Raw genomic sequence first — 9336 nt, forward strand, 5'->3', positions numbered from 1 at the left:
AGCATTCTGATCTCACTTGTGATTGGGCTCATGCTTTCACCGCAATATACCGTTCACAAATCAATTAAAGTGAATGCGAGCAGTGCTGAGGTTGCGAGCCTTGTTGGCGACTTTAATCAATGGCCCAAATGGCAACCATGGCAGGCTGTCGACCCGAGTATTAAATTTACCCTTGCAGAACCTAGCCAAGGAGTAGGTGCACATCAATTTTGGCAAAGTCGCTTTGGCGAAGGTGAAATGACCATCACCCAACTCGACAACAGCCAGCTTTCATTTAATATCTTATTTAATAAAGAACACATTGCCCAAGGCACAATTCGCTATTTACCTGAAGGCGATAACGTTAACATTGAGTGTTCATTAAAAGGTGAGGTCAACACCCCTATTATTGGTGGCTACCTTGCTTTACTAAGCCAGTATATTCTCAATAACACAGTAAAACTGGCGCTCAATAACATCAAAACTCATGCGCAGTTAGCAACAACAGGCAAGGACAGTGTGACCGATGACAGTGAAAGCAGCTCAGGCGAGAGTTAATCTTGCTAATATCATAGAAAACCAGCTTGGCTACCCTATTCATAAGGCATCATCGGCTAGGATCAACCATGCTGGTGATGACAGCTATTCACCACAAGGTCAACAGCAGTTAGCTTATCAAATTAAAGCGCAAGCAAGCCTTTTAGAGCGCGCTCAAACTCGCCAAGAAATTCAATTCATTAAGCGCCAAGAAAATATCGAAACCATTATGGCGATGGCTATGGCGTTTTGCCCCGATGTCACGGGCCAACAACAACCAGATTTTGATTGGATAGAGCGCTTTATTAGTTTATGTGAAGACACAGCTAATTCTTCAATGCAAAAGCTATGGGCAAAAATACTCGCAGGTGAGACCGTGTCACCGGGCACCTTTTCGATTAAAAGCTTACAAACACTTAAACACATGACACAGCGCGAAGCAGATGCCCTTCAGCGCTGTACATCACTGTGTGGCTTCAATGAAAAAGATAACAGCCACTTAATTTTACTTGGCTTTTACAAGAAGCCTTCGCTGTTTGATTTACTTAGAAAAGGTAACAAGGTGTCATTTAATTTAGGGAAAACCCCTGTTAGCTTTCCTGACATTCTTACCCTGATGGATATTAACTTGCTGTATCGAAAAGAAATCGAATCAGCTGTTTTAAAAGCTGGCCAAGAACTGGTGCTGAGCTTTATGAATCAACGCTTGGTTTTAAAAGCAAAAAGTAATGACTTAGTACTCAGTTATTATAAATTTACACAAACGGGCGACGAGTTAAGAAAGCTAATCGCATCGCCAATAAATAAGGCTTATAAGCAGATACTTTCAACATCATTAGAAGATGAATTTGAAGTTAGCTGGCAAGCTTTAAAATAAAGCTGCCAGCTAAATATAAACCGAAAAACTCGATTAGAAGTGGATTTGAATACCCGCAAATGGGCCTGATGCATCTAAATCTGTGTAGATATCATCAATATCATCAAGCTCTAAAGTCATTGAGCGGTAACCCGCTTTAATGTCCATATCAATTGCTAAGTTATCAAGTAAAGCGTATGCAACACCCGCTTGGTAGTCTTGAATTTTGCTATCGTCGATAGCCAGTAAGCTACCTTCAAAGAATACGCTTAAACCTGTTAACGGCAAGCCAACTTCAGCACGACCATACACTAAAGGTACGAAACCAGAAAAATCAACGCGCTCAGTTGTACTTGGGCCACCTTCTTGCGAAGTACCCGTTACCGTAATTTCACCGTCAAATTGTTTAGCGTTTACACCTAAATCAATTGAAACCAAATCATTATCAAAGATTTCGTAATATAGGATGTAGTCAACATGTGATAAATCACTCACTGTGCCTACTTGTGTGCCTACAACGTAATCAGAACCACCAAAACTAAATGTTTCATCAAGTGTTGTATCACCATTTAACTCAAGTTCAGTGTATTTTAGTTTAATGTTTGGTACTAACGGCACTGGGTGCTCAAGTGCTGCGTAGTAGCTCGTAAACGTTTCATCATCAAATTTAAAGCTTTGTAGATTTCCGTCTTGAGCAAAACTACCGCTGTTATCTGATTGCCAGCCATCTACACCTAGGTATAAACCTAATAATGTATCAGCTTGCGCTGTTGGAGCTAAACAGGCCATTGAAAGGGCAGCTGCTAAACAGTACTTTTTCATCATTTTATCCTTGCGCTAAAAGTTCGCTAAGTTCAATTAGAGCCGCATTGGCTCGAGAAATATAATTCGCCATGACCAGTGAGTGGTTAGCAACAAAACCAAAACCACTGCCATTTAAGATCATTGGGCTCCACACAGTTTCTTGCGTGGCCTCTAATTCACGAATAATTTGTTGCAGACTAACACGAGCATTTTTCTTTTCTAAGACATCAGCAAAATCATATTCAACCGCTTGTAAAAAGTGCAGTAATGCCCACGTTGCACCACGCGATTCATAAAATACATCATCAATTTGCCACCAAGATGTTTTTACTTGGCTTTGCAAAGGGGTGTATGTTGCTTGATGAGCCGCAGTATCGCCAGCTAAATCAGTGTTCAAACGATCTTGGCCAACACTTGCACTTAAACGCTGACTTAAACTACCTAAGCGCTTTTCAGCTTCTTTTAACCAGCCACGTAAGTTATCGGCACGGGCATAAAACTGGCTATCTCGATCGTTCTGATCCGCAATTTGGGTACGGTATACAATAAGTAAATCAATACCCTTTTGATATTCAGTTTCTGCGCTAGGCCATGCCCATGCTACCGAGCTTATATTAAATTGCGGCTGTGCTTTTTTAAGTGCTTCGTGCTCAGTTGATTGAGACTGTGAACGGCTGAAGTCTTTACGCATCGACAACACTAAATCTCGGGTCATCTCAAGCGCGCCATATTCCCACGCCGGCATGTTATCCATCATTACACTTGGTGGCATCATATCGTTAGATAAGTAGCCGCCAGGCTTATTTAATAATGTACTTGCCACATTGATCAACGTAGTTGTTGTTGTGTAGCCGGTGACAAACTTTTCACCGCGCATTTGCGCTTCCTGTTTTGCCTTGCTAACAACATCCATACGAGCTGGTTCACTACTCCAGTAAACAGCAATCGCGTAAAAAATAATTAGTATAATAAGTAATGCACTGGCTATTTTTCCTTTATGCTCAGACATAATACCTCCTAGTGATGTGAGTGCTCTTTACTTTTTTTTGATGCCTGCTCAGACATTTCTTGTAAAGACACAACCTTGGCTTGAGTAAAAACTCGATTGCCATCATTAAAATATAGCGTGAGTTTTCGTTCTTGCCCTGCTTTTAGTTGATCTTCAGGTTCAAACACCATTAAGTGATAACCACCCGGTTTAAACTCAACACTGCTGTGACCATCAATCTTTAATGATAAAACCTGTTCCATTTTCATCATGCCATCAACATGAGTATGCTGATGAATTTCAACACGTCCTAAACCATCAAGCTCAGCTTTAGTTAATACCGTTGCATGCTCACTTGGGTTAGTAATAGTTAAATAAGCCACGCTGGCTTTACTGGCTGGTAAAAATTCACGTACCTGCGCATTGCTTACGGCTACTTCGGCAACATCGCTATGATCATGGCCACTATGGGCAGATAAAAAAGTACTAAAGAATAAACTTGCGGTAAGAAAAGAGAGTGCGGGCCACAGTTTCATTATGTTTTAATCCTTGTTAAGACATTAACTTACCCGCTAAATTTAGCATATTTTATGTATTAAGGCAGTTTATTAGTACCTTAAGCTGGCGATTTTTTGTTATCGGCAATCAACCAGCATAATGCTGCGATTAGTAAAAGTGGCCATGCAATCATTACTGAGCCAAATAAAAACGCAAGCAAAACACCAATCAAAGCAACAACACCTGCGCCTAGCAGCCCAATAGTGAATAGCGCAACACCTGCAACGACGGCAATGACTGCCACTATTGCACCGATGACCTCAAGCCCAGCCCAACTCATATCAGCAATTGATAAAGGTAATTGCCATGAGTCAAACGATACAAATGAAACCGCATCAGTGCATAGTAATAACATTGCCAAAATGATGATAGCTAACGTTTTCATGTCCTACTCCTAGTAACCTTTCACTGGTAAAGTGCAATGAGCCACTAAATAACCCACGCCTATTAACAGCGGCATTTGAATAAGTAATATGATCATGACCAGACGTGTTGACCATACAGGGAAGCCTAAGCGCGCAGCGAGTCCGCTACATACACCCGAGATCTTTTTATTACTCAGATCACGGTACCAACGTGTCGATGTGTGATAAGTATTCATTATTAACCTCCTAAGCCGACTGCTTCATCGTTGCTTTCAAGTCAGCAAGCTCTTTATCGATTGCTTCATCTTTCTCAAGGGCAGCGAATTGTGCTGCTGTTGAATTTGCAGCATCACTTTGTGTCAGTTCATACGCCTCAACTTGCGACTCAATGTTTTCAACGCGCTGCTCTAAGTAGTCAAAACGCGCTAATGCATCTTCAACTTTACTGCTATGCAGCTGCTCTTTTACTTTTAAGCGTGCTGTAACAACGCGTTCTTTTTGCATGTAAGTCAGCTGTTTGGCCTTTGCATCTGCAAGCTTGTTTTGTAAACGCTGACAATCTTCTGTCAATTTAGCGAGTGACTCTGCCACTTTATCCATTTCAGCTTGTTGCGCTTCGATTTCTGTCGTTAAACGCTGCTTTTCAACTAATGCTGCTTTGGCAAGATCATCGCGATCTTTACTCAACGCTTTTTCTGCTTTCGCTTGCCAGTCAGCTACTTTCGCTTGTTTCGCTGCAATTTCACGCTTCATTTGCTTTTCTTGCGTTAAAAATGTCGCAGCAGTTGCACGGCATTCAGTCAGTGCATCCTGCATTTCTTGCACGAGTAGATTAAGTAACTTTTCAGGATCTTCAGCTTTGTCTAATGCTGCAGAAAGGTTTGCCTGAATAATGTCATTTACGCGATTTAATACACCCATGTGACTCTCCTGTTGATTATTGGGTTAATACAGCTAGGAGATTCCAATTCTTGTGCCAACTAACGAATAAATTAAAATTATCATTTATATACAATGAGTTGAGTCAATTAAATTTAGATTTAGGCTGACTAGTGACTGAATGAAAAATAACTAATTTGACTAAAAAATTAACTTTTTCACTAAATTTTAGGATCAAAAAAAGCCACAAAATGTGGCTTTTTTAATAGGCTTTGTGATTAGGCTTCTGGGACAAAACTTAAGGCTTTATCCATAACAGATAAATCGGCCGCTTTACCATGGCCTTTTTCTGAAAGGTGGCGTCTAAAACCACGCGCACCAGGTTGGCCTTGAAAAATTCCCAACATATGGCGAGCAATATGCCAAAAGTTAGCGCCTTTACTCATTTCGTCTTCAATATAGTCGTACATCGAGCGCACAACCTGATGACGACTCAGCGTAAAGGCTTCATCACCATAAATGTTTTCGTCAACCTCAGACAAAATAAACGGATTACTATACGCTTCACGACCAATCATAATGCCATCAACATACTCAAGGTGAGCTACGCTATCAGCAATTGTTTTCACGCCACCATTTAAGCTTAAGTGAAGTTGCGGATAATCTTTTTTCAACTGGTAAACCCGCGGGTAATCAAGAGGTGGGATCTCACGATTCTCTTTTGGGCTTAAGCCATTTAACCACGCTTTACGCGCATGAATAATAAAGTCATCACAGCCAACATCATGACTTGCTTCAATTAAAGCACATAAAAACTCATACGAGTCTTGCTCATCAATACCAATGCGCGTTTTAACAGTAACAGGAATAGTCACTTCGGCTTTCATTGCAGCAACGCAGTCAGCAACCAGTTTAGGCTCAGCCATTAAACAAGCACCAAAACGACCATTTTGTACACGATCAGACGGACAGCCGACATTTAAATTTACTTCATGATAGCCGCGCTCCGCCGCTAACTTTGCACACTTAGCCAACGCTTCAGGATCTGAGCCACCAAGTTGCAGTGCCACTGGCCCTTCATGCTCATTAAAGTGTAAGTAATCGCCTTTACCAAATAAAATAGCGCCGGTTGTCACCATCTCTGTATATAGCACAGCATGCTTAGTCATTTTGCGGTGAAAGGTTCGACAGTGACGATCAGTCCAATCTAACATGGGTGCCACGGAAAAACGGCGGTTTAATGTCGTTGTGCTCATAACATGGCCCCTTTAAAGATCAATGCATTTACTTGCAACTTAAATTACCTAATACGATTAACGCTTAATATAGCGATGACACATACCCTTTAGGTATGCACCGAAATGAAAAATTGCGACCATTATACCACCGAAGCTGGCTCGCGGCATGGCTTAATCAAAGATCTGATAATGAAAAGAGGCGAAGAAGTGTACTGCAATCTCACTTCTTTGATGAATAAGGTAAAATGCTAAGTCTACATTTTTACTTTACTTAGGAGATGTTCAAGGTTTTGGCCCGTAAGCTCCAAAATCGTAATTTCAAGCTCTTTGTAGTCCTCGTTTTTCAGGTTAACTAACTTAGCACCCACTGCAATTCGCGCTACTTTCTCAACGGGGTCCATTTCGACAATTTCAATTGATGCACGCGTATCATGATCTTTTGATTGCACATAATATTCACTAAAGAAGGTACCATCTGCACGTACATTTGGATTACTGTCAGACACAGACTGCAGGAGCGTGCCTTTCTTTAAATCACTTTTACGAAGTGAAAAGCTGTATTCCGCCACATTGGCATGACCAACAATTACGGTTACTGCGCTTTCACCATTAATTTTAAAATCATGATCTGTTACTTCAATGACTTTTAGCTTACCACTATCATAGGTCGGCTCCATGCAAGCACCTAAACTAAAAATCAGAAAAACAGATAAGACGACATTTTTGATTAGCATTCTTTGTTCCTTAAATTTTATATTGCCTTCTTTAAAGTTAGATAAAAGAAGGCAATTATTCAAAGTTTAAATCACTGAAAATGCACTTTAAATTAAAACTAGCCGACAACACTCAAACCGAAGTAGTGAGCGATACCCCCTAAGATATTGGTAACCGCCACTGACGATAAAATTAAGCCCATCACTCGACTGATAATGCTCGCGCCACTATCACCAATTAACTTATGAACATGCGTGGCAAGTAGTAATAAAACCAGTACGATTATTAACACAGAAAGCATAATTGATGAGGTTATAAGCTGCTCATACCAAGTGTATTCGGTATTTCGAGTCATCAGTACTGCACCAAGCATGGCACCGGGGCTGGCAATAGAAGGAATCGCCAAAGGGAAAATAGCGGTTTCTGTGCTATCTCGAACACTTTTGATTTCTGTTTCTGGTTTACTTTCACCGAAGATCATCGACAGAGCAAAAAGTAATAATACGATACCTCCGGCAATCTGAAATGCCGAAAGTGGAATATTGATCGCGTTTAAAAGTAACTCGCCCGCAACAACAAAAAATAATAGCACCAATGCCGAAACGCCAACCGCTTTTAATGCAACTTTGCGCTTGAACTTGGCATCATCCCAGCGTGTAACAGCAATAAAAACAGGCACGGTCCCGATAGGATCAATGACAGCGAAAAAGAAAATGAATGCAGCTAGCAATTCACTCATTAAGAAAACTCCCTGAAAACGTGTTAGCGAATAAAAACACTGCAACTACAATACAGTATGTTAGTATATCACGGTAGCGTAAGGATAAGAGAAGATGAATATAGAATCACTCGTCAGTAAAGCAAAACAAGTATGCGATAATCGTGGTGCACGTTTCACACCTATCCGTGAAAAAGTATTCCGCCTATTAGCTAGTGCGCAAGGTGGTGTGGGTGCTTATGACCTATTAGAACAACTCAAATTAACTGAGTCAGGCGCAAAACCTGCCACTATTTATCGAGCGCTCGATTTCTTATCGGAACTTGGCTTTATTCATAAAATTGAAAGCACCAACTCATTTATGCTGTGCCATCATTTTGATCACATTCACCCTGTACAGTTATTAATTTGTGACAGCTGTGGTTATGTAAAAGAATTGCATTCAACAGTAATTTCTCATGAACTTAATAACTTAGCGGCAGAAAGTGGATTTATTGTCTCAGGACAAACAATTGAAGCGCACGGTAAATGCGAAAAATGCAAAGAATAAGTGCGGTGTTTGAAACAACCACTACACTTAAAGTATGATTAACGGCATTTCGAAACCTAAGGGAAAATAAATAATGAATGTGGAGTTCATCAACCCTTTTTTATCATCATTATTAAATGTATTGAGCACTATGGCTCAAACAGAATTAAAGCCGGGTAAACCTAGTTTAAAGAAAGACGAACTAGCCCGTGGCGATGTATCAGGTTTGATTGGTATGGTTGGCCCACAAACTAAAGGTTCACTTTCAATCACCTTTGATGAAAATCTAGCACTGACCATTATGGAAAGAATGCTAGGTGAACGCCCTGATACGGTGAACGAAGAAGTAACCGACATGGTAGGTGAAATTACTAACATGGTAACAGGTGGCGCTAAAAACCTACTTGGCGAAAAAGGCTATGAGTTTGATATGGCAACGCCAGTTGTAGTGTCTGGTAAGGGACATACAATTGCACATAAATGTGAAGGCGCTAAAGTGTTAATTCCATTCACATCTGCTGATGGTAACGCCAATATTGAAGTTAGCTTTGATAAACTATGAGCTGGCAGCAAAAAACCATTCAATTGAAGCCTCGCTCACGAGGCTTTCACATCATTGATGACGAGCTACTTCGTCAACTTCCAGAGATAGCACAATACAAAGTCGGCTTATTACACCTATTCATTCAACACACTTCTGCAAGCTTAACTATTAACGAAAATGCAGATCCTACAGTAAGAATGGATATGGAAAGTCACTTCAATCATTTTGTGCCAGAACGACAAAGTTATTATCGTCATGATTATGAAGGTGATGACGATATGCCAGCCCATATAAAAAGCAGTACATTAGGTGCTGAACTCACCATACCAATTAATCAAGGCCGCTTAATGCTAGGCACATGGCAAGGTATTTATTTAGGTGAACACCGAGATCATGGTGGCGCTAGACGTATTATCGCGACGGTTCAAGGCCAGATCTAAAACTAGCTGTAAGCTGTAAGCTGTAAGCTGTAAGCTGTAAGCAAATTGATCTGACCCCGATAAAGTAGACACGGGGTTTAATTAACTTGTTCGTACTGCATGGGACTTTTATACCCTAGGGTGCCATGCCTTCTTACTGAGTTGTAGTATTTTTCAATATAAAAATACGTTTGTGTTGTCATTTCAC

At 40.6% G+C, this 9336-nt stretch carries 15 protein-coding genes; 5 read left to right on the forward strand and 10 right to left on the reverse strand.

Annotated elements, in window-relative coordinates:
* The first annotated feature begins 30 nt into the window (after window positions 1-30).
* Both WA256_RS19370 and WA256_RS19375 read left to right on the forward strand, forming a co-directional pair.
* Window positions 31-537: an SRPBCC family protein gene (locus WA256_RS19370; RefSeq protein ID WP_335992986.1), complete on the forward strand. Its 507-nt coding sequence runs from the start codon at window positions 31-33 to the stop codon at window positions 535-537.
* Window positions 506-1393 (forward strand): TIGR03899 family protein, encoded by an 888-nt coding sequence (locus WA256_RS19375; RefSeq protein ID WP_063529668.1) that lies wholly within the window; start codon window positions 506-508, stop codon window positions 1391-1393. Before WA256_RS19370 ends, WA256_RS19375 begins: the two co-directional genes overlap by 32 nt.
* Window positions 1394-1426: 33 nt before the next feature.
* Here the strand turns inward: WA256_RS19375 and WA256_RS19380 are convergent, their stop codons facing one another.
* From WA256_RS19380 to WA256_RS19420, 9 genes are all read right to left on the reverse strand, one after another.
* On the reverse strand, window positions 1427-2194 hold the full coding sequence (locus WA256_RS19380; protein WP_062566535.1) for a TIGR04219 family outer membrane beta-barrel protein: 768 nt from the start codon (window positions 2192-2194) through the stop codon (window positions 1427-1429).
* Between the two features lie 4 nt (window positions 2195-2198).
* Complete coding sequence (locus WA256_RS19385) at window positions 2199-3185, reverse strand: DUF2333 family protein (RefSeq protein WP_062566536.1); 987 nt, start codon at window positions 3183-3185, stop codon at window positions 2199-2201.
* Between the two features lie 8 nt (window positions 3186-3193).
* Window positions 3194-3700 carry a copper chaperone PCu(A)C gene (locus WA256_RS19390; protein ID WP_062566537.1) on the reverse strand — a complete coding sequence of 169 codons (507 nt, stop codon included), beginning with the start codon at window positions 3698-3700 and terminating at the stop codon, window positions 3194-3196.
* 80 nt (window positions 3701-3780) lie between these two features.
* On the reverse strand, window positions 3781-4107 hold the full coding sequence (locus WA256_RS19395) for a hypothetical protein (protein ID WP_062566538.1): 327 nt from the start codon (window positions 4105-4107) through the stop codon (window positions 3781-3783).
* A 9-nt stretch (window positions 4108-4116) separates the two neighbouring features.
* Window positions 4117-4323 (reverse strand): PspC domain-containing protein, encoded by a 207-nt coding sequence (locus WA256_RS19400; protein WP_054554145.1) that lies wholly within the window; start codon window positions 4321-4323, stop codon window positions 4117-4119.
* 10 nt (window positions 4324-4333) lie between these two features.
* Window positions 4334-5008 carry a PspA/IM30 family protein gene (locus tag WA256_RS19405; RefSeq protein WP_054561117.1) on the reverse strand — a complete coding sequence of 225 codons (675 nt, stop codon included), beginning with the start codon at window positions 5006-5008 and terminating at the stop codon, window positions 4334-4336.
* A 236-nt stretch (window positions 5009-5244) separates the two neighbouring features.
* Window positions 5245-6222: a tRNA dihydrouridine(20/20a) synthase DusA gene (gene dusA / locus WA256_RS19410; protein ID WP_082422939.1), complete on the reverse strand. Its 978-nt coding sequence runs from the start codon at window positions 6220-6222 to the stop codon at window positions 5245-5247.
* 236 nt (window positions 6223-6458) lie between these two features.
* Entirely contained in the window at window positions 6459-6881 is a 423-nt protein-coding gene (locus tag WA256_RS19415) for a hypothetical protein (RefSeq protein ID WP_130166181.1), read from the reverse strand.
* A 155-nt stretch (window positions 6882-7036) separates the two neighbouring features.
* Window positions 7037-7657, reverse strand: coding sequence for a MarC family protein (locus WA256_RS19420; RefSeq protein WP_062566539.1), 621 nt, complete (start codon window positions 7655-7657; stop codon window positions 7037-7039).
* A gap of 94 nt (window positions 7658-7751) precedes the next feature.
* On the opposite strand from WA256_RS19420, the gene WA256_RS19425 reads away from it, so the two are divergent.
* From WA256_RS19425 to WA256_RS19435, 3 genes are all read left to right on the forward strand, one after another.
* Window positions 7752-8186 carry a transcriptional repressor gene (locus WA256_RS19425; RefSeq protein WP_054554141.1) on the forward strand — a complete coding sequence of 145 codons (435 nt, stop codon included), beginning with the start codon at window positions 7752-7754 and terminating at the stop codon, window positions 8184-8186.
* A gap of 73 nt (window positions 8187-8259) precedes the next feature.
* Window positions 8260-8727, forward strand: coding sequence for a chemotaxis protein CheX (locus WA256_RS19430; RefSeq protein WP_054554140.1), 468 nt, complete (start codon window positions 8260-8262; stop codon window positions 8725-8727).
* On the forward strand, window positions 8724-9149 hold the full coding sequence (locus tag WA256_RS19435) for a secondary thiamine-phosphate synthase enzyme YjbQ (RefSeq protein ID WP_054561120.1): 426 nt from the start codon (window positions 8724-8726) through the stop codon (window positions 9147-9149). Before WA256_RS19430 ends, WA256_RS19435 begins: the two co-directional genes overlap by 4 nt.
* 77 nt (window positions 9150-9226) lie before the next feature.
* Here the strand turns inward: WA256_RS19435 and WA256_RS19440 are convergent, their stop codons facing one another.
* Complete coding sequence (locus tag WA256_RS19440) at window positions 9227-9331, reverse strand: IS3 family transposase (protein WP_138602026.1); 105 nt, start codon at window positions 9329-9331, stop codon at window positions 9227-9229.
* Window positions 9332-9336: the final 5 nt, after the last annotated feature.

The organism is Pseudoalteromonas sp. CH_XMU1449-3, from assembly GCF_037027245.1.
Lineage (GTDB): Bacteria > Pseudomonadota > Gammaproteobacteria > Enterobacterales > Alteromonadaceae > Pseudoalteromonas > Pseudoalteromonas shioyasakiensis.

Excerpts from the sequence above, each read along its gene's own strand:
- WA256_RS19425 (WP_054554141.1), top strand. The coding sequence starts at position 7,752 with ATGAATATAGAATCACTCGTCAGTAAAGCAAAACAAGTATGCGATAAT.
- dusA (WP_082422939.1), bottom strand. The coding sequence starts at position 6,222 with ATGAGCACAACGACATTAAACCGCCGTTTTTCCGTGGCACCCATGTTA.
- WA256_RS19440 (WP_138602026.1), bottom strand. The coding sequence starts at position 9,331 with ATGACAACACAAACGTATTTTTATATTGAAAAATACTACAACTCAGTA.
- WA256_RS19370 (WP_335992986.1), top strand. The coding sequence starts at position 31 with ATGCTTTCACCGCAATATACCGTTCACAAATCAATTAAAGTGAATGCG.
- WA256_RS19415 (WP_130166181.1), bottom strand. The coding sequence starts at position 6,881 with ATGGAGCCGACCTATGATAGTGGTAAGCTAAAAGTCATTGAAGTAACA.
- WA256_RS19395 (WP_062566538.1), bottom strand. The coding sequence starts at position 4,107 with ATGAAAACGTTAGCTATCATCATTTTGGCAATGTTATTACTATGCACT.
- WA256_RS19420 (WP_062566539.1), bottom strand. The coding sequence starts at position 7,657 with ATGAGTGAATTGCTAGCTGCATTCATTTTCTTTTTCGCTGTCATTGAT.
- WA256_RS19405 (WP_054561117.1), bottom strand. The coding sequence starts at position 5,008 with ATGGGTGTATTAAATCGCGTAAATGACATTATTCAGGCAAACCTTTCT.
- WA256_RS19400 (WP_054554145.1), bottom strand. The coding sequence starts at position 4,323 with ATGAATACTTATCACACATCGACACGTTGGTACCGTGATCTGAGTAAT.
- WA256_RS19375 (WP_063529668.1), top strand. The coding sequence starts at position 506 with ATGACAGTGAAAGCAGCTCAGGCGAGAGTTAATCTTGCTAATATCATA.
- WA256_RS19390 (WP_062566537.1), bottom strand. The coding sequence starts at position 3,700 with ATGAAACTGTGGCCCGCACTCTCTTTTCTTACCGCAAGTTTATTCTTT.
- WA256_RS19435 (WP_054561120.1), top strand. The coding sequence starts at position 8,724 with ATGAGCTGGCAGCAAAAAACCATTCAATTGAAGCCTCGCTCACGAGGC.
- WA256_RS19385 (WP_062566536.1), bottom strand. The coding sequence starts at position 3,185 with ATGTCTGAGCATAAAGGAAAAATAGCCAGTGCATTACTTATTATACTA.
- WA256_RS19380 (WP_062566535.1), bottom strand. The coding sequence starts at position 2,194 with ATGAAAAAGTACTGTTTAGCAGCTGCCCTTTCAATGGCCTGTTTAGCT.
- WA256_RS19430 (WP_054554140.1), top strand. The coding sequence starts at position 8,260 with ATGAATGTGGAGTTCATCAACCCTTTTTTATCATCATTATTAAATGTA.